This window comes from Streptomyces sp. NBC_01446 (assembly GCF_026340095.1).
GTDB lineage: Bacteria > Actinomycetota > Actinomycetes > Streptomycetales > Streptomycetaceae > Streptomyces > Streptomyces aureus.
Genome location: NZ_JAPEPO010000001.1, coordinates 4823826 through 4848648 on the forward strand (window position 1 = coordinate 4823826; position 24823 = coordinate 4848648).

At 72.1% G+C, this 24823-nt stretch carries 19 protein-coding genes; 11 read left to right on the forward strand and 8 right to left on the reverse strand.

Features of this window, described 5'->3' with window-relative positions:
- Positions 1–25: 25 nt before the first annotated feature.
- The 4 genes from OG456_RS21710 to OG456_RS21725 all read right to left on the reverse strand — a co-directional run bounded on the left by OG456_RS21710 (position 26) and on the right by OG456_RS21725 (position 5950).
- Positions 26–1717 (reverse strand): LCP family protein, encoded by a 1692-nt coding sequence (locus OG456_RS21710; protein ID WP_266563477.1) that lies wholly within the window; start codon positions 1715–1717, stop codon positions 26–28.
- An 81-nt stretch (positions 1718–1798) separates the two neighbouring features.
- Complete coding sequence (locus tag OG456_RS21715; protein WP_266563479.1) at positions 1799–3529, reverse strand: LCP family protein; 1731 nt, start codon at positions 3527–3529, stop codon at positions 1799–1801.
- A gap of 226 nt (positions 3530–3755) precedes the next feature.
- Entirely contained in the window at positions 3756–4964 is a 1209-nt protein-coding gene (locus tag OG456_RS21720) for an LCP family protein (protein ID WP_266569374.1), read from the reverse strand.
- 230 nt (positions 4965–5194) lie between these two features.
- Entirely contained in the window at positions 5195–5950 is a 756-nt protein-coding gene (locus tag OG456_RS21725) for a TIGR03089 family protein (RefSeq protein ID WP_266563481.1), read from the reverse strand.
- Positions 5951–6099: 149 nt separating this feature from the next.
- Between OG456_RS21725 and OG456_RS21730 the strand changes: the two genes are divergently transcribed.
- The 3 genes from OG456_RS21730 to OG456_RS21740 all read left to right on the forward strand — a co-directional run bounded on the left by OG456_RS21730 (position 6100) and on the right by OG456_RS21740 (position 9719).
- A complete protein-coding gene (locus OG456_RS21730; protein WP_266563483.1) occupies positions 6100–7467 on the forward strand; it encodes a peptidoglycan recognition protein in 1368 nt (455 codons plus the stop codon).
- 83 nt (positions 7468–7550) lie between these two features.
- Positions 7551–8633: an NDP-sugar synthase gene (locus OG456_RS21735; RefSeq protein WP_266563485.1), complete on the forward strand. Its 1083-nt coding sequence runs from the start codon at positions 7551–7553 to the stop codon at positions 8631–8633.
- A gap of 60 nt (positions 8634–8693) precedes the next feature.
- Positions 8694–9719, forward strand: a complete 1026-nt coding sequence (locus OG456_RS21740) for a DNA-3-methyladenine glycosylase (protein WP_266563487.1) — start codon at positions 8694–8696, stop codon at positions 9717–9719.
- An 8-nt stretch (positions 9720–9727) separates the two neighbouring features.
- On the opposite strand, the gene OG456_RS21745 is transcribed toward OG456_RS21740, so the two are convergent.
- The 3 genes from OG456_RS21745 to OG456_RS21755 are packed head-to-tail and all read right to left on the reverse strand — an operon-like array spanning position 9728 to position 12519.
- A complete protein-coding gene (locus OG456_RS21745; RefSeq protein ID WP_266563489.1) occupies positions 9728–11026 on the reverse strand; it encodes a coenzyme F420-0:L-glutamate ligase in 1299 nt (432 codons plus the stop codon).
- A complete protein-coding gene (gene cofD, locus OG456_RS21750) occupies positions 11023–11982 on the reverse strand; it encodes a 2-phospho-L-lactate transferase (protein WP_266563491.1) in 960 nt (319 codons plus the stop codon). Before cofD ends, OG456_RS21745 begins: the two co-directional genes overlap by 4 nt.
- Positions 11983–12015: 33 nt before the next feature.
- The gene (locus OG456_RS21755) at positions 12016–12519 is read right to left on the reverse strand and encodes a cysteine dioxygenase family protein (protein ID WP_266563493.1); all 504 of its coding nucleotides are present in this window, start codon (positions 12517–12519) and stop codon (positions 12016–12018) included.
- A gap of 695 nt (positions 12520–13214) precedes the next feature.
- On the opposite strand from OG456_RS21755, the gene OG456_RS21760 reads away from it, so the two are divergent.
- From OG456_RS21760 to OG456_RS21770, 3 genes are all read left to right on the forward strand, one after another.
- Positions 13215–13478, forward strand: coding sequence for a WhiB family transcriptional regulator (locus OG456_RS21760; protein ID WP_093617031.1), 264 nt, complete (start codon positions 13215–13217; stop codon positions 13476–13478).
- A gap of 287 nt (positions 13479–13765) precedes the next feature.
- Positions 13766–17479 (forward strand): glycosyltransferase family 2 protein, encoded by a 3714-nt coding sequence (locus OG456_RS21765; RefSeq protein ID WP_266563498.1) that lies wholly within the window; start codon positions 13766–13768, stop codon positions 17477–17479.
- A complete protein-coding gene (locus OG456_RS21770; protein WP_266563500.1) occupies positions 17476–18978 on the forward strand; it encodes a DUF5719 family protein in 1503 nt (500 codons plus the stop codon). The genes OG456_RS21765 and OG456_RS21770 overlap by 4 nt, the downstream gene beginning before the upstream one ends.
- A gap of 25 nt (positions 18979–19003) precedes the next feature.
- Here the strand turns inward: OG456_RS21770 and OG456_RS21775 are convergent, their stop codons facing one another.
- Positions 19004–19459: a metallopeptidase family protein gene (locus OG456_RS21775; protein ID WP_116512639.1), complete on the reverse strand. Its 456-nt coding sequence runs from the start codon at positions 19457–19459 to the stop codon at positions 19004–19006.
- 323 nt (positions 19460–19782) lie between these two features.
- On the opposite strand from OG456_RS21775, the gene OG456_RS21780 reads away from it, so the two are divergent.
- The 5 genes from OG456_RS21780 (at position 19783) to OG456_RS21800 (ending at position 24800) form a co-directional block, all read left to right on the forward strand.
- A complete protein-coding gene (locus tag OG456_RS21780) occupies positions 19783–20160 on the forward strand; it encodes a DUF3499 domain-containing protein (RefSeq protein WP_266563502.1) in 378 nt (125 codons plus the stop codon).
- Between the two features lie 141 nt (positions 20161–20301).
- Positions 20302–21918, forward strand: coding sequence for an L-lactate permease (locus tag OG456_RS21785; RefSeq protein ID WP_266563504.1), 1617 nt, complete (start codon positions 20302–20304; stop codon positions 21916–21918).
- 68 nt (positions 21919–21986) lie between these two features.
- Positions 21987–23351, forward strand: coding sequence for a phosphomannomutase/phosphoglucomutase (locus OG456_RS21790; protein ID WP_266569375.1), 1365 nt, complete (start codon positions 21987–21989; stop codon positions 23349–23351).
- Positions 23352–23460: 109 nt separating this feature from the next.
- The gene (locus OG456_RS21795; protein WP_100597970.1) at positions 23461–23631 is read left to right on the forward strand and encodes a Trm112 family protein; all 171 of its coding nucleotides are present in this window, start codon (positions 23461–23463) and stop codon (positions 23629–23631) included.
- 44 nt (positions 23632–23675) lie between these two features.
- Positions 23676–24800, forward strand: a complete 1125-nt coding sequence (locus OG456_RS21800; RefSeq protein ID WP_266563506.1) for an SIS domain-containing protein — start codon at positions 23676–23678, stop codon at positions 24798–24800.
- Positions 24801–24823 lie beyond the last annotated feature (23 nt).

The following is a 24823-nucleotide window of genomic DNA, read 5'->3' on the forward strand; positions in this document are numbered from 1 at the left end:
GATTCCGTCGGCCCCGGAGCACGCGTCACCAGGTGAAGTTCTTGTTCACCTTCATACAGGCCTTCGTGTCCGAACCGTTCAGCGCCAGCGCTGTGTCCGGGGTGGTGTCGTCGTCCTTCGAGGACTTCGGGTAGGTGTTCCCCTCCCGCCAGTCGTCGCCAACGACGAGCGTCACCCCGGAGACATCGGTCGACTTCTTCACCGAACTCAGCGGAACACCAAGGGACTTGGCGACCCGCTGGGCATCGCCCTCCAGATCGACGCTGGGGAAGCGGATGACCGTCTTCTCCTCGCTCAGTGACTGCGACTGGTCGGCGGACGCCTTCGTGAAGCCCTTCGCGGTCAGGATCTGCGCCACCGTGCCGGCCCGGCCCGACGCCGCGGGCAGCTCCGCCGTCCGCGTGCCGTTCTGCACCTGCACCGCGATCTCGTCGTCGGCCGCCGCCGGATCGTCCGACTCCTTGGGCGGCGCCTTCTTCTTGTCCTTGCCGTCCAGGGCCACGTCCTCGCGCACGAGCCGGAACAGCTTGTCCGCGTCGCCCGGCTTCGGGGCCACGCGCGCGCCCACGTACACGAACGGCATCGTCGTCATCGTGATGCGTTTCGGCGCCGGCTTCTTCAGCTCGTTGCTGAGGTCGTAGAGCTTCTTGACCGTGTCGAGGCCCTCGTCGACGCGGAGCGCCTTCGTGGCCTCCTCGGCGAGGCTGCGCAGCTTGCCGGGGTTGGTGATGGTCGCGTTCTCCCGCATCTGGCGCACCATCGAGTTCATGTACATGTGCTGCGCCTTGGTGCGCGCGATGTCGCTGCCGTCCTCGAAGCCGTAGCGCGTGCGCAGCCACTGCAGGGCCTGCTTGCCCTTGACCGGGTGTGTGCCCTTGGCCAGCTTCAGGCCCGAGCCGTGGCCGAGGCGGTCCTTGGAGTAGATGTTGGCGTCGACGCACACCGGTACGCCGCCGATGGCGTCCGCCATGGAGACCACGCCCGCGAAGTCGACCATCATGAAGTGGTCGATGTGGATGCCGGTCAGCAGTTCCCAGGTGGCCACCGTGCAGCCGGGGCCGCCGCGGCCGAGCGACTCGTTCGTCATCTGCCGCCCCACCGTGGCCGGGTACTCCTTGCCCGTCTTCGGGTCGGTGCACTTCGGCAGCTTGAGCAGGGTGTCGCGCGGCATGCTCACCACCGACATGTTGCTGCGGTCCGCGGAGAGGTGGACCAGCATCTGCACGTCCGCAAGCGGCACGCCGCCGAAGGTGTCCTTGGCGCCGCCGAGCTTCTGGTTGGCCTTGGAGTCCCGCGCGTCCGAGCCGATCAGCAGGATGTTCAGCGGGGTCTGGCCCGCCGCGTTCGGCGTCGGCTTCGCCGCCTGGTGCTCACCGATGTTGAGCTTGTCCGTCTTGATGTTGCTGTTGAGATGCTGGTACCAGAGGTAGCCCGCTCCCGCGGTGCCGACCATCAGTACGGCGAGGGTGATCGAGAACCAGCGCAGTATCCGGTGTTTGCGGCGCCGCGGGCGCGCACCGGCGCGCCGGTGCCCGCGCGGCCTGCCGCCGTCACCCTGCCCCTGGTCCTTGTCCTGGCCCTCGTCCTGGCCCTTGTCCTGTCCGCGCTCCGGCCCCCCGGCCTCGCGCGGCGGGCCGACCCTGCCCGGGCCGACCGCGTTGCCCTGCTGACGGACCCGTGCTCGCGACCCGTCGCCGCGCACACTGCTCTGCCTCATGCCCCACCCCTCCCCGCCCCGGCCTACACGTCGGCCGCCCCGATCCTGTCTGTTAGACAGTCAAGGGGCGGCCGAGGTTGGTCACTTGGCGCACACAGTCTTGTCAGCCGTCGATTTCTCGACGTTGTCCGGAGCCTTCGACGGAGCGGCGATGGGTGTGCCGGCGCTCTGGAAGTCACCGCCGAGCGTGAGGATCATGGCCGGCAGGCCCTGATCGTTCTTCTCGCTCTTGCCGGGCTTCAGCGCGGAGGCCGGCAGCCCCATGATGTCGGCCAGCCGCCGTGCCTGGTCGGCCTGGTCGGGAGAGTACTCGAGGGTCGTCTTCGACAGCTTCTTCGGCGCGTTGCCCAGCTGGGTGGACTTCGTGACGCCCTCGTTGTTCTGGAGCCAGGTGAGGGTCTGCTGCGCGGCACCCACGGTCTCGCTGCCGTTGTAGATGTCGACGCGCACGTCGGAGGCGGCGGACTTCGGGCCCTTGAGCTTGGCGGCCTCGGCGGCCTTCTCCTTCTTCTTCGTCTCCGTCAGCGAGACGTCGTTCTTGATCATCGAGAAGACCTGCGGCGCGAGCGTCGGGTTGACGATGACCGTCTTGTGGACGACTCCGTCGGCAGGGTTGTCGATGACCGGCGTCGTGATGAAGGAGATGTTCTTCGGCGGCACCTTCTTCAGCTCGAGCGCGATGTCCTTGAGGTGGCTGAGGCTGCCTATGCCCTTGTCGACGGTGAGGGCCTTGGTGGCCGCCTCGGCGAGGCTCGTCAGCTTGGTGGGGCTGGTCAGGGTGTCGCCCGAACTCATCTTGCGCGCCAGCGATCCGAGGAACTGCTGCTGCACCTTGATGCGGTCGAGGTCGCCCTGGTTGCCGAAGCTGTGCCGGGTGCGCAGGAAGGCGAGGGCCTGTTCGCCCTCGACGACGCTGTGGCCCTTCGGCAGCTTGAGGTGCGACTCCGCGTCGTCGACGGGCTTGGCGACGCAGACGTCGACACCGCCCACCGCGCTCGACAGGGTCTTCACCGCGTTGAAGTCGGCCATCATGAAGTGGTCGGGGGTGATGCCCGTGACCTTCTTGACGGTCTCCATGGTGCAGCCCGGGTCCCGGTCGTCCTGGCCGAGGCTGGTGTTGAAGCGCTGGTCCGGCGTGCCGTCGATCGTCCTGAGCGAGCCGTCCTTGTCCCGCACCTGGCATGCCGGGATGTCCACGACGAGGTCGCGGGGAATGCTCAACGCGGTCGCGTTCGTCCGGTCCTTGGAGACATGGAGCAGGATGTTGGTGTCGGCGTGGCCGACGCTGCCCTTGTCGCCGTAGCCCTCGTTGCCCTTCCCGGTGCGCTTGTCCGTGCCGATGATGAGGAGGTTGAAGGCCTCGTCCTTGCTGAAGCCGTTCTTGGCGCCCACGACGTCGGTGGTGTTGATGTTGCCGTCGAGGTGGCGGAGGTACAGGTACGCCCCGCCCACGGCGGCGACCAGGACGAAGGCCATCGTGCCGCCCGTCCACAGAAGCGCCTTCTTGGCCCGCGACTTCTTCTTCGGCCTCGACCGGCGCCTGCCGGCCGGCTCCGGCTGCGGGGCCCGCCGCCTGCGCTGGCCGGGTACCTCGCGGCTGTCCTGTTCCTCGCGGGTCCTGCCGTTCTGTCGGTTCTGCCCGGTCTGTCCCCGTTGCCCGGTGGGGCGTTGGGAAGGCCTGCGAGGTCCGGGTACGGCCGACTGCCCAGAGGAAGGGTTCAGTCGCAGTTCGTAATCGCCGGTGTTCGGGTTGAGTACCCACTGGTCTGCGGGGTCGATGTTGTCCGCCCGCCCACGGCCTTGCGCGTCCACGGTTGTCTGCATCCTCCGTCGGGGCCACGCGGCGCCTTGTCCCCCTCAAGAAGGCGCTCGGTCAGTCGGTAATCAGTGCGCGACCGTCATTGGCCGGGTGCACCGGATCGCTCACACTATCCGCCCAGTTCAGCGTCAAGCCACGGCGGTGACAAATTCCACTCCCCTACAACTGGGCAATCCGTCCTATTTCTTTGGACGTGACGCGAACCCCTTGGGTATCGCTTTACCCGCAGGCGTCCTGGGCGGCCGTGTTGCCGCGGAATGTGGGTGCCGGACCGGGGGAGGAACCGGACGACACGGAGGGGTCGCCGGGCTTTCCGTCGTCGTATCCGTCGTGCTCGTACGCCATGTTGTCCGTGTCCGAGCTGTCCTCGCCGGAGCTGTCGGAGGAGCTCTGGGTGGAACTCTCCTTCGGCGTCTTTTTGGCGACCACCACGGGGGCGTCGGTGCGCAGTTGCGTGAAGAGCCGCTCGGCCGCGGGCTGGACGAGCTGGTCGCGGTTGGCGTTGTAGATGTAGCTGCGCCGCGGCACCGTCAGGAATTGGACGTGTTCGGTCGGAATGTCCCGCATTCCGCGTACGAGGTTGTAGAGGCCGCGCAGACTGGCGAGCCCGGGGTCCGTGGTCAGGGACGAGGTGGCCGCGTCGAGCACGGGGTACAGCTTCGTCGGGTTGAGCAGCACCTGGTTGCTCTGCACCTTGTTCACCAGGGCGCCGAGGAACTGCTGCTGGCGGTCCATCCGGTCGGTGTCGCTGCCATTGCCGAGGCTCTTGCGGGCCCGCACGAAGCCGAGCGACTGTTCGCCGTTGAGGGACTGCTTGCCCGCGGGCAGCTTCAGGTGCGCCGCGGGGTCGTTCATGGGCTCCCTCAGGCAGACCTCGACGCCGTCCACGGCGTCGACCATGTCCTTGAACCCGCTGAAGTCGACGACCATGTGGTGGCCGATACGGATGCCGGTGAGCTTCTCGACCGTACGGATCGTGCAGGCCGAACCGCCCTGTTCGAAGGCGTAGTTGAACATCGCGAACATGGGGCCGGAGCGGGTGCCCTTGTGTGTGCGGCAGCTCGGTATGTCCACCATCAGGTCACGGGGCAGCGAGACCGCGAGAGCTCTTTTGTGGTCGGCGGATATGTGCAGCAGGATCGTCGTGTCCGAGCGCTGGGTGCCCGAGTCGCGGCCGTACTTGCGGTTGCCGGCGCCGGCCCGCGAGTCGGAGCCGATCAGCAGGATGTTCTGCGCGCCGTGCACGAGCGAGGTGGGTCGCTCCTTCTCGTAGCGGGCGAGCTCGGCGGCCGCGTCGGTGTCCTCGGTGATGTTCCCCTGGAGCTTCTCGTAGACCGCCCAGCCGGTGCCGCCCGCGGCGAGCACCACGACGCCGACGCCGATCGCCGTGTACCGCAGCCAGCGCCGGCGCCGCCGGGCCGTGCCCACCCCCGTGGGGGACGAGCCCGCGCCCGGCCCGCGCGTGCCCGGCCCCGCCGCGTCGTCGTCGCCGGGGTGGGGCGGTTCCGGGGGCGTGCCTGCGGATTCGGCCACGTGAGTCCACCCCTCATGACGACGACGGTGCGCAGGTGCGCCCCTTCGACCATCGCCCGGCACGGCGCCCGGGGCCCGGTGGTCCGGGGGTGGACAGGGCCGAACGGGTGACGCCGGCGGGTGTCTCAGCGTGCGGTCGTCGAGACCCGCTCGTTCTCCACCCGCTTGGCCAGGGACTCCTGGTCAAGGCCGTCGAGGTGGCGGCACAGGACGACGGAACCGCCGGTGGCGAGCGGCGCGTACAGGCCCGCGCTCAGGCCGCGCCAGGTGTCGTACGGGAGTCCGGACAGCAGGCGCGAGCCGGGGCCCGTCAGGCCGAGGTCCGTGGCGTCGGCCCGCGCCTTCTCGACGACCTCGGCGCCGGTGAGCTCGGCCCCCGCGACGACGAGCGCGGGCTCCTCCGGGTCCACGGGCGAGAACGGAGCGAACCGGTCGCCCTGCCCCGGCACCTCGACCGCGTAGTCGGCGAAGCCCTCCGGAGGCTGCGGGAAGCGGCCGCCGAGCGGACGCAGGGCGAGCGCCACCCGCTCGCCGGAACAGGCGCGCGCCCGCTCCAGCGAGTCGGGGCCGCTGACGACGAGGTCGGCGGCGGCCGGGTCACCGTCGACGTCGGCGACGACTCCGACCGACGCGCACGCGAGCAGCCACACGGCGCTCTGCCAGTGTGCGGGCAGCAGCAGCGCGAGCCGGTCGCCGGGCTGTGCGGCGAGGTCGCCCTGGAGGAGGTTGGCGGTCTTGGCCACCCAGTTGGCGAAGGTGGCCACGGACAGTTCGACGCGTTCGCCCGTGGCGTCGTCGTAGAAGGTCACCAGTGGGCGTCCTGGATCGGCGGCGAGCGCGGATCGCAGCAGGTCGGCGGGGGTGCGGTCGGTGGCGTTCACGGGCGCAAGGGTACGCGGGGCAGGCGGCGGCGTGCGGCCGACCGGGGGAACCTTGACGCCGTGTCGGCCCGATGAACTGTCAATTCCCCTGCCCACCAATGACACTTCCCGATGGACAGATATATACGGCTATGTCCACGATCGTTGGCATGCGTGGATTCATAGCTTCCTCGATCGGCGTCGCGTGTGCGGCCGCCCTGTCCCTTCCGCTCGCCCTGACTTCCGGAGCCGGGGCAGCCACGACCCCTTCGGCCGCCAGGGCCCTGACCGCCGGAGCCATCTCCGGCAGCACCCAGTCGCTGCCCCTGTCCGCCCTGCCCCGCGACCGCGGCCTGCGCGCCCCGGGCGAACAGGGCCTGACGCAGCGCGATGTGCACCCCTTCTCCCTCGTCGGCGTCGTCTGGAACGACCCGGACGCCGCGCTGGAAGGCCGCGTCCAGGTGCGTACGCGCGCCACGGGCACCGCCCGCTGGTCCGGCTGGCAGGAGCTCGAGACCCACAACGGCGAGCACGCCCCCGACCTCGGGACGGCCGAGCGCGACTCGGGCCGGCTGCGCGGCTCCACGGCCCCGCTGTGGGTCGGCGCCTCCGACGGCGTCGAGGTGCGCGTGCGCCCCCAGGCCGCCCCGGCGGACCGGGCCGCCGCGCCCGCCGGATCCGCAGCTCAGGCCCCTCTGCCCAAGGGCCTGCGCCTCGAACTGGTCGACCCCGGCGACGAGCCCCCGCCCGCCGGCGCCCCCGCCGAGGGCCCCCGCACCGGAGCGCTGACCGCAGAGTCGGCGGCTGCCTCCGCCGTCAACGCGGACCTGGCCCCGCTCGGCGCGGACGTCATCCCAGCTCTCAGCAAGAAGGAGACCGAGAGCGAACTGCTCGAGGCCCGCGGCGGTGAGGCCGACGCGAAGGCCCGCCCCTACATCGGCCCGCGCCCGCGCATCGTCACGCGCAAGGGCTGGGGCGCCGACGAGACGCTGCGCGAGCCCAACTTCGTCTACACCTCGAAGGTCAAGGCGGCCTTCGTGCACCACAGCGCCACTGGCAACAACTACAGCTGCTCGCAAGCCCCTTCGGTCATCCGCGGTATCTACCGCTACCACGTGAAGAGCATGGGGTGGCGCGACATCGGCTACAACTTCCTCGTCGACAAGTGCGGCAACATCTACGAGGGCCGTGCCGGTGGCGTGGCCAAGCCGGTCAAGGGCGCCCACACCCTCGGGTTCAACACGAACAGCATGGGAGTCGTGGTGCTCGGCACCTTCGCCGCCTCGAAGCCGCCGGCCGCCGCGGTGAAGGGCCTCGCCCGCCTGACGGCCTGGAAGCTTGGCCTGTACGGGGTGAATCCGAGCGGTAAGACATATCTCACGTCGGCCGGTGGCAATCTGTACCGCAAGGGAAAGAGCGTACGACTGAACGTGATCTCGGGGCACCGGGACGGCTTCGCGACCGAGTGCCCGGGGCGCCTCCTCTACAACAAGCTCGGCACCGCCCGGTCCACATCGGCCAGTCTCCAGGGCCGCTGACGCCCGGCCGCACCGCACAGTCTGCATACACTGGCCGGCCGAAAGGCAGTTCGACCGGCCCCAGCAGGAAGCAGAGACGACAGGTGACAGAAGCGATCCTCCTGGTCGGCGGCAAGGGCACCCGACTGCGACCGCTCACCGTGAACACACCCAAGCCGATGGTCCCGGCGGCGGGCGTCCCGTTCCTCACCCACCAGCTGGCCCGGGCGAGAGCCGCGGGCGTCGAGCACATCGTGCTCGCCACCTCGTATCTCGCCGAGGTCTTCGAGCCGTACTTCGGTGACGGCTCAGGCCTCGGACTGCATCTGGAGTACGTCACCGAGGAGGAGCCCCTCGGCACGGGCGGCGCGATCCGCAACGTCGCGTCCCTGCTCCACTCGGGACCCGACGACCCGGTCCTCATCTTCAACGGCGACATCCTCACCGGCCTCGACATCCGCGCCCTGGTGCACGAGCACGAGACCACCGGCGCGGACGTCTCCCTGCACCTGTCCCGGGTCGAGGACCCGCGGGCGTTCGGCCTGGTCCCCACGGACGCGACGGGCCGGGTCCAGGCCTTCCTGGAGAAGCCGCAGACGCCCGAGGAGATCGTCACCGACCAGATCAACGCGGGCGCCTACGTGTTCCGCCGCTCGGTCATCGACACGATCCCGACGGGCCGCCCCGTCTCCGTGGAACGCGAGACGTTCCCCGACCTGCTCGCGTCCGGCGCCCACCTCCAGGGCATGGTCGACTCCACGTACTGGCTGGACCTGGGGACCCCCCAGGCCTTCGTGCGCGGCTCCGCCGACCTCGTGCTCGGCCGCGCGCCGTCCCCGGCGGTCCCCGGCCGGCGCGGCGACAGCCTCACGCTGGCCACCGCCTCCGTCGCCCCCGGCGCGAAGCTCACGGGCGGCACGGTCGTCTGCGAGAACGCGACGGTCGGCGAGGGCGCCCGCATCTCGGGCAGCGCGATCCTCGCGGGCGCGACGGTCGAGGCGGGCGCGGTCGTCACCGACTCCCTGATCGGCCGCGGCGCCCACGTGGGCGCCCGCACGGTCCTGACGGGCGCGGTGATCGGCGACGGCGCGACGGTCGGCGCGGACAACGAACTCCAGTCGGGCGTACGGGTGTGGTGCGACGCCCGTATCCCGGCGGCGGCGGTGCGCTTCTCCTCGGACCAGTAGGGGCCGGCGAGCCCGACCCCCTACGCTGCAAGGAGCACCCCACCACCCGACGAGGACCCCTTGGCCGGCCGATACGCCCCCCGCCCCACGCGCACCACGGTGCGCGGCGGCGAGACCGTCGTGCCCAGGGCCGTCGTGCCCCGAGCCGTCGTGCCGCGCCCGGCGACCGAGGCGCACACCCGTCGCTGGCTACCGAGGGGCCCGTTCGACCTGGGCCTGACCCTGGGCCCGCTGCGCCGGGGGCCCGCCGACCCCGCCTTCCGCGTCACACCGGACGGCTCGGTCTGGCGGGCCACCCGCACCCCCGAAGGCCCCGGCACCCTGCGCGTGGCCCTGCGGGGCGGAGTCGCCGAGGCGGAGGCATGGGGCCCGGGCGCGACCTGGCTCCTTGCCCAACTCCCGGAACTTCTCGGCGATTCGGACGAGCCCGAGGCGTTCGAGCCGCGCCACAGGCTCCTCGCCCACGCCCACCACTACCGGCCGGGACTGCGCCTGCTGCGTACGGGTCTGGTCATGGAATCGCTGATTCCGTCGATCCTGGAACAGAAGATCACGACGGATGAGGCGTACCGCGCCTGGCGCATCCTCCTCCGTACGTACGGCACCCCGGCGCCAGGCCCCACCGCCGGGCTCGGCCTCCACGTCATGCCGGAGCCGCGCGCCTGGTCGCTCATCCCGTCCTGGGAGTGGCACCGCGCGGGCGTCGACAACAAGCGCGCCTCGACCATCCTGCGGGCCGTCAAGGTGGCCCGGCGCATGGAGGAGGCCGCGGCGATGACCCCGGCCGACGCCCGCGCCCGCCTCGAACTGATCCCCGGCATCGGCCCCTGGACCTCCGCCGAGACGGTCCAGCGCAGCAACGGCGCCGCCGACGCCGTGACGACCGGCGACGTCCACCTGCCCGGCATCGTCGGCTACGCCCTCGCCGGCAACCGCGACGCCGACGACGCGGAGATGCTGCGGCTCCTCGCCCCGTACGAGGAGCAGGGCCAGCGCCACCGCGCGGCCCGCCTCATCCTCCTCAGCGGCCGCACACCCCCGCGCAGACAGCCGAAGATGCGCCGTACGAACATCGCCGACTGGTAGCCGCTCTCCTAACGCACGACCACGAAGTCACCGGCGTCACGCGCCGGGCGCTCGGCCGGGGCGGCGGCCGCGTGCCCCACGGCCACGGCGCCCATCGGGTCCCACTCCGGTGGAAGCCCGAGCACCTCGCGTACGACATCGCGGCAGAACATCGTCGACGACACCCACGCGGAGCCGAGCCGCTCACCGGCGAGCGCGACCAGGAAGTTCTGCACGCCCGCACCGGCCGCGACCACGAACATCTCCCGCTCGGCGGCGTCCCGCCGCGCGTGCCCGTACGTGTGCGAACCGTCCATCACCATGCACGGCACGACCAGATACGGCGCCTGGCGCAGCACGTCACCGCGGCGCACGCGCTTGGCGACGGACTCCTCGCTCTTGCCGTCGCGCCGCAGGTCCTCGACCCACGCGTCCCGCATCGCGTCGAGCAGCCGGACTCGCGATTCCTGCGACTCCAGGAGCACGAACCGCCAGGGCGTCGTGTGGTGCGGGGCGGGCGCGGTCACGGCGGCGGCGACCGCGCGCCGTACGGCTCCCGGGTCGACCGGTTCGTCCGTGAACGCCCGCACCGTACGCCGCTGCGTCACGGCCTCCCGTACGGCCTCGGACGTGCCGAGCCGGAACATGTCGTCACGCGCGACGCGCACCAGCTCGCGCGCGCCGGTGCCCTCGCCCACCACGTGCGCGAGCCCGCGCACGACGGCGACGGGCAGCCCGGCCGCCTTGCCCTTCACCAGGTCCCCGGCGGCGGCCAGCTCGTCCGCCGTGGCGACGACGGTGGCGCTGAGCGGATTGCCGTACGCGTCCGTGCCGCCGCGCAGGTCGTCGAGGACGTGCACGCCCGCGGCGCCGATGGCGACATCGGTCAGGCCGTTGCGCCAGGGGCGGCCGAAGGTGTCCGTGACGACGACCCCGACGTCCACGCCGAGCGCGTCCCGCAGCCCGTCACGGATCGCCGCGGCGGACGCGTCGGGGTCCTCCGGGAGCAGCAGCACGGTGCCCGCGGGCGTGTTCGACGCGTCGACGCCGGCCGCGGCCATGACCAGGCCCAGCTTGTTCTCGACGATGCGCAGGGGGCCGCGGCGCGCGACGACGCGCACGGTCTCGGCGTCTATGGCCGCCTCGCGGTCGGCGGCCTCGACGATCCGGCCCTCGGCCTTGCTGACGATCTTCGAGGTGACGAGCAGTACGTCCCCGTCGACGAGGCCGGGCTCGGCGCTGGCGATCAGCTTGGCGAGGTCGTCGCCCTCCCGGACCTCGGGGATGCCGGGGAGCGCCCAGGCGCGGAAGGAGGGAGCGTCACTCACGCGCGGACCTCCTCCGCGAGCGTGAGCGCCTCACGCGCCATCTGCGTCGTCGCGTCCAGGTCGGACATCATCAGCGGCACCGCGCGGCAGCGGATGCCCGCCGCCTCGACGCGCTCCACGGTGCCCGCGTCCACCGTGTCGACGAGCCACCCGTCGAGCAGCCCCGACCCGTAGTGCTCGGCGACCGCGGCGGCCGTCGAGTCGACGCCCACGGCGGCGAGGACCTTGTCGGCCATGCCGCGCACGGGCGCGTCCCCGACGATGGGCGAAAGCCCGACGACGGGCACACCGGCTTCGGCGATGGCCTCGCGGATGCCGGGCACGGCGAGGATGGTCCCGACGCTGACGACGGGGTTGGACGGCGGGAAGAGGATGACGTCCGCTTCGGCGATGGCCTCCAGGACACCCGGCGCGGGCTTGGCCTGCTCGGCGCCGACGGGCACTACCGCGTGCGCGTCCACGGAGGCCCGCAGCTTCACCCAGTACTCCTGGAAGTGCACGGCCCGGCGCTCCCCGTCGAGGGTCACCGCGACATGGGTCTCGATGCGGTCGTCGGACATCGGGATGAGTCGCACACCGGGCTTCCAGCGCTCGCACAGCGCCTCGGTGACCGCGCTGAGCGGATAGCCGGCGTCCAGCATCTGCGTACGGACGATGTGGGTCGCGAAGTCCCGGTCGCCGAGACCGAACCACTCGGGCCCCACCCCGTACGCGGCGAGCTCCTCCTTGACCAGATACGTCTCGTCCGTACGTCCCCAGCCCTGTTCCTCGTTGATGCCGCCGCCGAGCGTGTACATCACCGTGTCGAGGTCGGGACAGACCTTCAGGCCGAAGAGATGGATGTCGTCCCCGGTGTTGCCGATGACCGTGATGACCGCGTCGTCCGGTGCCGCCTGCTTGAGACCGCGAAGGAACCGGGCACCACCGATGCCGCCTGCCAGAACCACAATGCGCATGTGCCCAGCATCGCAGGCGGGTACGACAGTTCGTCAGGCGGTCACGGCATCTCGCGTGGCGTCGCTGACGCAGCGGGGGGCGTGCATGGGCATCTCGGTGAGGCCGGGGTAGTACACGTGGAGGCTGACGGCGGGTTCCAGCACGTCGTTGACGACCTCGTGGACGTAGCCGGGGGCGAAGACGCGCTGTGCGCCGGGCGCCAGGGTGCGGGAGCCGCGCTCCGTACGCTCCGTCAACTCGCCCTGGAGGACGGTCAGTATCCCGGAGGAGCGGCCGTGGTCGTGCAGTCCGCTGCCCTGTCCGGGCACCCAGGACAGGAGCCAGACCTCGTATCCGGGACCTGTCTGCAGGCGGTGGTACCAGCGGCTGGTGGCGTCGTACTCGACGAGGTGTTCCCACCGGCCACGGTCGGCGGCGATGGCGCGGGCCAGGCCGGCGAACTCGGCGACGGTGGCCGGGTGCTCGCGCGCGGGCTGGAGCAGGTGGGGTACTTCGAGGATGTCGCCGGCGATCTGGAGGTCGCTGTTGCTGTTCATGGGTGTGGGGGTTCCTCGGCGGAGTGCGGTGTGCTGGGGGGTGTCGCTTGACGGCGCCCGGCACAGACGAACTGCCGGGGGAGTGGAGCGAGGGGATTCAGCCGGAGCGCGGTGGGCTCAACAGCTGGGACAGCAACAGCGACAGCGCGCGTGGGCAGCACCGAGGGACCCGGGTCGGGTCACGGAAAGCGCCAAGTTCGCGAGCATGCCCACCAGGACACCGGTTCATTCCACCTCTGTCAACCAGGTGTCCGGATTGTGGGATATGTTTCACCTCATCCGGTTGCCCTGTCAGGCGAAAGGTTTGTTCAGCTTCCGGCCGGGACACATGGCGCATCAACCGGGTGTGCAAACGCCGTCGCGTTCCCGTGATCCGAATGTGATCCGGAACGCTCCGGCGCCGCTCCCGGAACGGGATCAACGCCCGAGGCGTCCTTCCTTGCTGAGGCCCGCGTGAGGTCTGCCGGAGCTCTTGGGGGAGCGACGGCCGGGATGGGCCTCTGGCAAGTGTCAAGGTTTAGGCCGATTTGAACACTTTCCGCATACCCTTGGTTCCGCAGAGTGAATAAGGGACCCAATAGCAGATCTCGGCTTGACTGGCCCGGATCGGCACACTTGTAATTTCACTCGTGTCGTTCAGCCGAAATCGGTAACGGCAGCATCACGGGGACGCACAGACGGACGAGGGGCGCACTATGACCGAGTCGTTTCAGCAACTGCTGGTCGAGGACGCGGAAGAGGAACTCGGCTGGCAGGAGCGCGCGCTGTGCGCCCAGACCGACCCCGAGTCCTTCTTCCCGGAGAAGGGCGGCTCCACCCGGGAGGCCAAGAAGGTCTGCCTCGCCTGCGAGGTCAGGTCCGAGTGCCTCGAGTACGCGCTCGCCAACGACGAGCGGTTCGGCATCTGGGGCGGCCTCTCCGAGCGGGAGCGGCGCCGCCTGAAGAAGGCCGCGGTCTGAGGCGACAAAGACTGCAGAACGCCGCAAGACCGCACGAAGCCCCGCACCGAGGCCCGCTGCCGGGACCAGAGCCGGGGCCGCACCGAGGACCGCACCGAGGACCGCAACAAGGACGCCGTCCGAAGACTCTTTTCCGCGTAGCGATCGGCCCGTCGCCCTGGGTTGTCCACAGGGGGCGGGCCGCCGTTGTTGTCAGCCGTTAGTGTGGGGCCCCGTCCGAGACGACCCAGCGCCCCCGCGGGGCACAGGCGTCCACCGCAGTCCAACGAACCGGGGCCCGTACCTCGATGTCCGTGCACAGCCATTCGGCAGGCCAATTCGACACTGCCGCAGCCGCGTTCAACCCGGGGCACGCCGCAGGGCCAGACCCGGCCAGGCCACCCGAGTTCCCCAGACATGTCGTCACCGCCGTGCTCGTCTCCCACGACGGAGCACGCTGGCTGCCCGACGTCCTGTCAGGACTGCTCGGCCAGGAGCGCCCCGTACAGAGCGCCGTAGCGGCCGACACCGGCAGCGCGGACGCCTCCGCCACGCTGATCGCCGACGCGATCGGCGACGAGCGCGTTCTCCACCTGGCCCGCCGTACCGGCTTCGGCCAGGCCGTCGACGAAGCGGCGCGCACCGCGGGAGTGCTGACCCCGGAGGAGCTGCCGTACCTCAAGCGCCCCAGTGGCTGGGACCCCGTCAGCCGGAGCTGGCGCGACGACGCCTATGACCTGCCGGAGCTGCCGCACGGCGAGCCCGAGCAGTGGCTGTGGCTCCTGCACGACGACTGCGCGCCCGAGCCCGACGCGCTCGCCGAACTCCTGCGTGTCGTCGAGAACGAGCGCGAGATCGGCAACGAGGTCGCCGTCGTCGGACCCAAGCTGCTCGGCTGGTACGACCGCAGGCAGCTCCTCGAGGTCGGCGTCTCCATCGCCAACTCGGGGCGCCGCTGGACCGGCCTCGACCGCCGCGAGCAGGACCAGGGGCAGCACGACCACGTGCGGCCCGTCCTGTCCGTGTCCACCGCCGGCATGCTGATCCGGCGCGATGTCTTCGAACAGCTCGGCGGGTTCGACCGCAGGCTGCCCCTGATGCGCGACGACGTCGACCTGTGCTGGCGCGCCCAGGCCGCCGGGCACCGCGTCGTCATCGCCCCCGACGCCGTCGTCCGGCACGCGGAGGCCTCCTCGCGTGAGCGCCGCACCGTCGACTGCGTCGGCCGCACGGCGACGTCCCCGCACAAGGTCGACAAGGCCGGCGCCGTCTACACCCTGCTCGTCAACGCCCCTACGGCCGTGCTGCCCTGGGTGCTCCTGCGCCTCGTCATCGGCACGCTCGCGCGTACGCTCGCGTACCTCGTCGGCAAGGTTCCCGGCCAGGCGCTCGACGAGATCACCGGACTCCTCGGCACCCTGCTGCGGCCCGAGCGGATCCTCGCGGCCCGCCGCAGGCGCGGCAAGGGAGTGGTCGACGCCAAGGAGCTGCGGCCGCTCTTCCCGCCGCCGGGCGCCACGGTCCGGCTCACCGTCGAGCAGGTCGCGGGCAGCGTCTTCGGCGCGTCCGACCCCGAGATCAACGCCGCGGGACGGCACGGCAGCGCCGTCGAGTCCGGCCCCGGCGGGGACGACGCGGACTTCCTGGAGATAGAGCAGTTCGCCCGTCTCAAGCGCATCGCCCGCAAGCCGGGACCGATGCTCTTCGTGGTGCTGCTGTTCGTGTCGCTCATCGCCTGCCGCGCGCTGCTCGGCGGCGGGGCGCTCGCGGGCGGCGCGCTGCTGCCCGCTCCGGGTGACGCGTCCGCCCTGTGGTCGCGCTATCTCGACGGCTGGCACGCGGCCGGCACGGGCGGCACCCAGCCCGCGCCGCCGTACCTGGCGCTCGTCGCCGCGTTCTCCACGCTCCTGTTCGGCTCGACCGGACTCGCCGTCACCGTGCTCCTCGTCTGCTCGGTGCCGCTCGCCGGCTTCACCGCCTACTTCGCCTCGCGGCCCCTGGTCACCTCGCGCCTGCTGCGCGCGTGGGCCTCGGTCGCGTACGCCTTCCTGCCCGCCGCCACCGGCGCGCTCGCCGGCGGGCGGATCGGCACCGCGGTCCTTGCGATCCTGCTGCCGCTCATCGCGCGCGCGGGGTTGTCCGGCAGCGGCTTGATGAACCACGCGGGGGCGCGCGGCAGCTGGCGCGCCACCTGGGCGTACGCCCTCCTGCTGACCCTCACGACGGCCTTCACGCCCATCGTGTGGCCGATCGCGCTCGTCCTCGGCATCGCGCTCCTCGCGGTCCGCCGCGGCGACATCACCGCGTACGGGCTCCGCTTCCTGGCCGCGCTCGGCACCCCGCTCCTGATCCTCGCGCCCTGGTCGCTGACGCTGCTTCCGTTCGGCTTCTTCAAGGAGGCGGGCCTTCCGTACGGGAAGGGGTCGGCGTCCGCGCTCGGCCTGCTCGGCGCCTCGCCCGGCGGCTCCGGCACCCTCGGCGGACTGCTGCTCATCGGCATCGTCCTCGCCGGGCTCGCCGCGCTCCTGCGCACCGAGCGCCGCCCCGCCGTCCTCACCGCCTGGGCGATCGCCCTGGTGGCCCTGGTCTTCGCGGCCCTGTCGAACAGTTCGGCCTGGGCCGGGCCCGCGACCCTCGTCTACGGCATCGCCCTCCTCGCCGCCGCCGTGCTCGGCGCCGACGGGGCACGCTCGCGAGTGGCCGAGCAGAGTTTCGGCTGGCGGCAGCCGGTGGCGGCCCTCATCGCGTTCGCCGCGGTGGCCGGACCGCTCCTCGCCGCGGCGGGCTGGATGATCCGCGGGGCCGACGGCCCCCTGGAGCGCCGCGACCCCACCCAGGTGCCCGCGTTCGTCGCCGAGGAGAGCGACACCCAGGACCAGGCCCGCACCCTCGTCATGGACAGCGACTCGGCCGCCAGGGTGTCGTACACCCTGGTGCGCGGCGCCGGCGCCCGCCTCGGTGACGCCGAACTGACCGAGGCGGGCGGCAGCAACAAGAAGCTCGACAAGGTCGTCGCCAACCTCGTCGCCGGCTCCGGCGCCGACCAGGCCGACCAGCTCGGCGGCTTCGCCGTGCGCTACGTCCTCGTGCGGGCGGGCGCGCCCCGGCAGATGAGCCGCGTCCTCGACTCCACGCCCGGCCTGTCCCGGCTCAGCCAGCAGGACGGCACCGCCCTGTGGCGCGTGGACCGGCAGGTCTCCCGCGCCGCGATCGTGTCCGGCTCCGACGAGCCGCAGCCCGTCGCCGCGGGCCCCGTCGAGCTGCACACGAAGATCCCCGAGGGCAAGGCCGGCCGCGTCCTGCGCATCGCCGACACGGCCGACGAGGGCTGGACGGCGACGCTGGACGGCGCGCCCCTGACCAAGACGACCGTCGACGGCTGGGCACAGGGCTTCGAACTGCCCGCCACGGGCGGCCGCCTGGACGTCACGTTCGACGCGCCGATCTCGCACGCGGCCTGGCTGTGGGCGCAGGGCGTGCTCGCTCTCGTCCTCGTGGTGCTCGCGCTGCCGGGCCGGCGCAGGGACGTGGACGACGACCTCCCCGAGGAGCCCGTCGTGCCCGCGCAGGCCGTCGAGGGCGAGGGCCGCAGGGCCCGCCGCCTGCGCGCCCAGGCGGAGGCCGAGCAGGCCGCGGCCGAGGGCACGGACGACGCGGTACCGCCGCCGCCTTCGGAGGAGGAGCTCGCCGCGGCCGGTGTGCCGCACCAGCAGTCGTACGGCGAGTGGGACACCCCCACGTACGCGGCCGCCGACTACGGCCAGTACCCCGCGGGCGATCAGCAGCAGTACCAGGGCGGCGCCTACCAGGGCACGTACGACCCGACCCAGCAGGCGGATCCCTATCAGGCGGACCCCTACCAGGCCGGCCAGTACGACCCGTACGCCTACGGGGACACGTACAACGCCCAGCAGCAGCAGTACGGGCAGCAGGCCTACGACGCCCCGTACGAGCAGCCGCAGCCGCCCGAGCAGCCGCCGCACGGCACCGACAGTGAGCGCCCCGACGGGAGCCAGCAGTGAACCGCACGACCCTGTCCCTGATCGCCGCGGCCGCGGCCCTCGCAGCCGTCACCGGTTTCGCGGCGGCCACCGCGCCCGGCGGCGACGGCGACTCCGCGAAGGCGGCAGCGAGGCTGCCGGTGGAGCGCTCCAGCCTGCTGTGCCCCGCGCCGAGCACGTCGGACCTCGCCGAGACCGCGTACACCTCGTACACACCGGACTCGAAGGGGTCGGGCAGTTCGGGCAAGGCCGCCCTGTCGCCGGCCACGCGCGAGCTGACGGACGGCACCGGGAGCGGCAAGGGCAACGGCAAGGCCGACAAGCCGGTGCTGTCCCCCCTGAAGCCGGGCAAGCCCGTCGCGGGTGAGTCGTCGGGCGCCGAGTCGCCCGCGCTCGTGGGGAGCGCCGACGGGAATCTCGCGCCCGGCTGGACCGTGCAGCAGACGACGGAGGTGGCCGCCGGCACCGGCCGCGGCCTCCTCGGGGTGAACTGCTCGGCGCCGGACACGGACTTCTGGTTCCCGGGCGCCTCCACCGCCAAGGAGCGCAGCGACTACATCCACCTCACGAACCCGGACGACTCGGCAGCAGTCGTCGACGTCCAGCTGTACGGGGCGAGCGGTGCCATCAAGTCCGATGTGGGCGAGGGCATCCAGGTCCAGCCGCACTCCAGCGTGCCGGTCCTGCTGTCCACCCTCACCGACAAGCCGCAGACGAACGTCACGCTCCACGTGACGGCCCGCAGCGGCCGGGTCGCCGCCGCCGTCCTCGCCGCGGACGACAAGCTCGGCGGCGACTGGCTCCCGGCGTCCGCGGACCCCGCGGGCACGGTCGTCCTGCCCGGCATCCCGAAGGACGCCACGAGCGTGCGCCTGGTCGCCTTCACGCCCGGCGACAACGACGCGGACCTGAAGGTCCAGCTGGCCTCCCCGACCGGCCGCATCACCCCGGCCGGGCACGAGAGCCTGCACGTGAAGTCGGGGATGACGGCCGCCGTCGACCTCGGCGACGTGACGCGCGGCGAGGCCGGCTCCCTCGTCCTGACGCCCACGGGCGACTCGGCCCCGGTCGTGGCCGCCCTGCGCGTCGTGCGCGGCAAGGGCGGCGACCAGGAGTCGGCGTTCATCCCGGCGACCCGGCCCGTCGGCGCGCGGGCGACCGTCGCCGACAACCGCGCGAAGGGCTCGACGCTGTCGCTGACGGCGCCGGGCGCGGCGGGCACGGTCAAGGTGACGGCGTCGGCGGGTACCGAGGGCGGGAGCCCGGTCACGAAGACGTACACCGTGAAGGGCGGCACGACGATGTCCGTGCGGCCGCCGGTCCCGGCCGGGCTCAAGGGGTCGTACGCGCTGACGGTGGAGCAGGTGTCGGGCGGGGAGGTCTACGGCTCGCGGATGCTGGACGTGCCCGACGCGGACGTCCCCGGCGTCCCCATGTTCACGGTCCAGACGCTCCCGGACGACCGGGGGACGGTCTCGGTGCCGCACGCGGACCAGGATCTGTCGGTACTGCAGAAGTGATCTCGACGTGACCCGGTCCGCCGGGTCACTCCTCGTCGCCGTAGCGCGGATCGACCGTCTCCGGGGACAGGCCGAGGAGTTCGGCGACCTGCTCGACCACGACCTCGTGCACCAGGGCCGCGCGCTCGTCGCGGCCCTTGGTGCGGATCTCGACCGGGCGGCGGTAGACGACCACGCGCGCGGGGTGCCCCTCGCGCGCCGCGATCGTGGAGCCCAGGGGCACCGACTCGTCGCTCCAGCCCTCGCCGGCCGTGCCGACCGAGGGCACGTCGAGGATGAGGAAATCGATGTCGGCGAGCTGCGGGAAGCGCCGCTCGAGCCGCTCCACGGAGTCCTGCACCAGATCCGCGAACCCCGCGGCCCTGCTCGCGGAGAGCGGGACCTGAGGAGGGGCGACGGGCCCTCGCATGCCCCTGCCGTGCCGGTCGCGGCGGCGGGGAGGCTTCGGCTCTGCGGCGGGGGGCGGTACGGGGTTCTCCATCACTGACGCAGCGTAGTCCTCCCGCGCATGCACCCGCCCGCGGCGGCCCCGCACGGAACCGGCATGTCGCTTCCTGACCGATCAAGCCAAACTTGGGCGCGATTCGGTATCCCTCCCGGACCGGTGGCCTCGCGGCTCCTGTCGGTATTTGCCCCGACCGGTGACCGCGCGCACCAGGGGAGCGGGGCGTACCACCCCCGGTCCGCGCAGGTCAGCGGGGCGCTCCCGGCACCCCGTGTGCGCCGCCGTGCACCACGACACGGTGGGGTGACCTCCCGGGGAGTCGTCGCGGCCCGCTCAAGAGTGCGGTACCGTCCAACGCTGTGAGCCCTGTACGTCGCTGTTCGCGCACCGCTTGCGGCCGTCCCGCCGTCGCGACGCTGACGTACGTCTACGCCGACTCGACCGCGGTCCTCGGCCCCCTCGCCACCTACGCCGAACCCCACTGCTACGACCTGTGCGCCGAGCACTCCGAGCGCCTCACCGCCCCGCGCGGGTGGGAGGTCGTCCGGCTCGCCGACACCTCCGGCCCCTCGCGCCCCAGTGGCGACGATCTGGAGGCCCTGGCGAACGCCGTGCGTGAGGCGGCCCGCCCGCAGGAGCGCGCGGCCGAGGCGGGCGGCTCGGGCCCCCGCGCGGCGGACCCGATGGAGGTCGCACGCCGCGGCCATCTGCGGGTGCTGCGCTCACCGGACAACTGAGCCGGACCCCACCCGGCAGCCGGGCCGGCGGCCGGATTCGGACTTCGGTTTCCCCTTTACGGAATCTCCTTCGTCCCACTCATTGACCTGAGTTTGTTGCGGACACAACAATTTCGCCACCCAGAGCCCCGGGAGGCGCCCGTGTTCGTCCAGCAGCTTGAACCGGTGGCCGGATCGCTCGGTCTGTCCGCACTCGTCGCGACCCTGCCCCTGGTCACCGTGCTCGTCCTGCTCGGCGCCGTCCGCATGAAGGCCCACCTCGCGGGCCTCATCGGGCTCGCCGTGGCCGCCCTCGTCGCCTGCCTCGCCTACCGGATGCCCGTCGGCCAGACCGTGTCGAGCGCCGCCCAGGGTGTGCTGTTCGGGCTCTTCCCCATCATGTGGATCGTCGTCAACGCCCTGTGGGTGTACCGGATGACCGTCCGCACCCGGCACTTCGACATCCTGCGCCGCTCCTTCGGGCGACTGTCCGACGACCCGCGCATCCAGGCCCTCGTCATCGCGTTCTGCTTCGGCGCCCTGCTGGAGGCGCTCGCCGGATTCGGGGCGCCCGTCGCGATCTGCTCCGTGATGCTCGTCGCGCTCGGCTTCGACCCCGTGAAGGCGGCCGTCGTCGCCCTCGTCGCCAACACCGCGCCCGTGGCCTTCGGCGCGATGGGCACCCCCGTCGTCACCCTCGCCCAGGTCACCGGGCTTCCGCTCGACTCCGTCGCCTCCGTGGTGGGCCGTCAGACACCGCTGCTCGCCCTGCTGGTGCCGCTCATCCTCGTCTGGCTCGTGGACGGGCGGCGCGGCCTGCGCGAGACCTGGATACCCGCCCTCGCCTGCGGAGTCGCCTTCGCCGCCGCCCAGTTCGCCGCCTCGAACTACGTCTCCCCGCAGCTCGCCGACATCGGGGCCGCGCTCATCGGCGCGGGAGCCCTCGTCGCCGTGCCGCACGCGCGCAGGCCCGCCGCCGAACCCGTACGCGCCGCCGTCCTGACCGGCGTACGCAGCGAGGAGCTCGACCAGGACGACCCGCGGCCCGAGGTCCTGCGCGCCTACGCCCCGTACGCGCTCATCGTCGTCATCTTCTCGATCGCGCAGATCCCCGCGGTCAAGGACTGGATCGCCAAGGCGACACGCGTCTTCGACTGGCCCTTCCTGAACGTCGCGAACCCCGAGGGCAAGCCCGTCGGCGGCAACGTCTTCACCCTGCCGCTCGTCTCCACCGGCGGCACCCTCGTCCTCCTCGCCGGCGCGATCACGGCCGCCGTCATCGGCGTCCACGCGCGCGTGGCCGTACGCGAGTGGCTGGCGACCGTGTACGAGCTGCGCTTCGCGATCCTCACCGTGACGAGCGTCCTGGCCCTCGCCTACGTCATGAACCTCTCCGGACAGGCCGCCACCATCGGGCACTTCGTCGCCGCGGCCGGTGCCGGCCTCGCGTTCCTGTCACCCGTGCTCGGCTGGTTCGGCGTCGCCGTCTCCGGATCCGACACCTCCGCCAACGCCCTGTTCGGCGCACTCCAGGTCACCGCCGCCCAGCAGTCGGGCCTGTCACCCGAGCTGCTCGCCGCCGCGAACAGCTCCGGCGGCGTCCTCGGCAAGATGATCTCGCCGCAGAACCTCACCATCGCGTGCGCCGCCGTCGGCCTCGCGGGCAAGGAGGGGGACCTGTTGCGCAAGGTGCTGCCGTGGAGCGCGGGACTGCTGCTCGTGATGTGTCTGATCGTGATGGCGCAGAGCTCCGCGGTCCTCGGCTGGATGCTGCCCTGACAGCTGACTGTCGGTCCGTACGGGTAGTTTGTGCTGTCCGAAGCGGACTTCAGGAGAGTTGGGTGACCGTGGCTGCTGATCTGTCGCAGATCGTCAAGGCGTACGACGTACGCGGAGTGGTCCCGGACCAGTGGGACGAGCACCTCGCCGAGCTGTTCGGCGCCGCCTTCGTGCGCGTCACGGACGCCGCGGCCATCGCCGTGGGACACGACATGCGGCCCTCGTCACCCGGCCTCTCCCGGGCCTTCGCGCGCGGCGCCGCCGCCCTCGGCGCCGATGTGACCGAGATCGGCCTGTGCTCCACCGACCAGCTGTACTACGCGTCGGGCGCGCTCGGCCTGCCCGGCGCGATGTTCACGGCCTCGCACAACCCGGCCCAGTACAACGGCATCAAGATGTGCCGCGCCGGCGCCGCCCCCGTCGGACAGGACACGGGCCTGGCAGAGATCCGCGAACTGGCCGAGAAGTGGCTGGAGACGGGTGCCCCCGAATCCGCCGCGACGGCGGGCACCCTCACCCGGCGCGACACCCTCGACGACTACGCGGCCTACCTGCGCTCCCTCGTCGACCTCACGGAGATCCGCCCCCTGAAGGTCGTCGTCGACGCGGGCAACGGCATGGGCGGACACACCGTCCCGACCGTCTTCGCGGGCCTGCCTCTCGACCTCGTCCCGATGTACTTCGAGCTCGACGGCACGTTCCCCAACCACGAGGCCAACCCGCTCGACCCGGCGAACCTCGTGGACCTCCAAAAGCGCGTCCGCGAGGAGGGCGCCGACCTCGGCCTCGCCTTCGACGGCGACGCGGACCGCTGCTTCGTCGTCGACGAGCACGGTGACCCCGTCTCCCCGTCCGCCGTCACCGCCCTCGTCGCCGCCCGCGAACTGGCGAGGAACGGCGGCACGGGCACGATCATCCACAACCTGATCACCTCCTGGTCCGTCCCCGAGGTGGTGAGGGAGCACGGCGGCACACCGGTACGCACGCGCGTGGGCCACTCCTTCATCAAGCAGGAGATGGCCACCTCCGGAGCGATCTTCGGCGGCGAGCACTCGGCGCACTACTACTTCCGCGACTTCTGGAACGCGGACACGGGCATGCTCGCCGCGCTCCACGTCCTCGCCGCCCTCGGCGGCCAGAGCGGCGCCCTGTCCGCCCTGGTCGCCGAGTACGACCGCTACACCGGCTCCGGCGAGATCAACTCCACGGTCGACGACCAGCGCGCCCGCCTCGCCGCGATCAAGACCGAGTACGCCGGCCGGGACGGCATCACGCACGACGAGCTCGACGGCCTGACGATCACCTCAGCGGACTGGTGGTTCAACGTCCGCCCGTCCAACACCGAGCCCCTCCTCCGGCTGAACGCGGAGGCCAGGGACGAAGCCACGATGACCAAGATCCGCGACGAGGTCCTGGCGATCATCAGAGCCTGACCACGGCCACACCCGCCGGGAACCCCGTCCGAGCAGCCGAGCCCCCGCCCCCGGCGGTACGCTGACCAGGCCGCACGCACACACATTCACACCGCCGAAGGGACACCTCATGCCGCTCGAAGCCGGCCTCCTGGAGATCCTCGCCTGCCCGGCCTGCCACGCCCCCCTCAAGGAGGCGGACGCCGAGCTGCTCTGCACCGGATCGGACTGCGGCCTCGCCTACCCGATCCGCGACGGCATCCCCGTACTCCTCGTGGACGAGGCCCGCCGCCCCGCATAGGTCCCACCCCAGGCCCCGCACGGGCCGTCCCGGAGGCTGACACCATGCTCGACGAATCGCTGCTCGACGCCCCCGAGGCCCTCGCCAGGGTCGACCGCCGCGGACTCCTGCGCGGCGCCGCCGAGGCCGGCGCCCGCGTCCGCACCGCGGTCCGGCACGCCGCGGAGGCCGGGATCACCCAGCTCAAACCGGACGGCCGCCCGCGCGCCGTCCTCTTCGCCGGACCCGGCCTCGCCGCCGGCTGCGTCGCCGACCTGCTCAACAGGCTCGCCGGCGCCTCCTGCCCCGTCGCCCGACTGCGCCCCACCGGAGTCGCCCCCGCCGCGGGCGCCCTGCGCTGGGAGCTGCCCGGCTGGGCGGGCCCCGTTGACCTGCTCCTGATCGCGACCACCGACGGCACCGAGCCGGGACTCGCCCTCCTCGTCGAGCAGGCCTACCGGCGCGGCTGCACCATCGTCGCCGTCAGCCCCACGGGCACCCCCCTGACTGAGGCCGTCGCCGGGGCACACGGCCTCTTCGTACCGATGGCGACCGCCCCGTACGAGCAGGACGAACCCGCCGCGGCCTCCGCGCCCGGCGCCCTGTGGGCCCTGCTCACCCCCCTGCTCTCCCTCCTGGACCGCACCGGCCTGCTCTCCGCGCCGGCCGAGACCCTGGAGAGGGTCGCCGACCGCCTCGACCAGACCGCCGAGCGCTGCGGCCCGGCCATCGCGACCTACAGCAACCCCGCCAAGACCCTCGCCGCCGAGCTCGCCGACGCACTGCCCCTGATCTGGACCGAAGGGCACGCCGCGGGCCCGGCAGGCCGCCGCTTCGCCGCCGCGCTCGCCGAACTCGCCGGCCGCCCGGCCCTCGCCTCCGACCTGCCCGAGGCGCTCCCCGCGCACGGCCGCCTCCTCCTCGGAGACCTCGCGGGCGGCGCCGACCCCGACGACTTCTTCCGCGACCGGGTCGACGAGGCGCAGCCGATGCGCGTCCGCGTCGTCCTCCTGCGCGACCGGCCCGGCGGCCTCACCGCCGCGCCCGCCGCCCGCGAGCTGGCCCTCGGCCACGACACCCCGATCAGCGAGCTCGAACCCGAAGAGGGCGGCGAACTGGAAACACTCGCCGAACTGATCGCCGTCACGGATTTCGCCGCCGTTTACCTCGCGCTCGCCTCGGGCGCATGACGTGGAACCGGCCGGTCCGAACA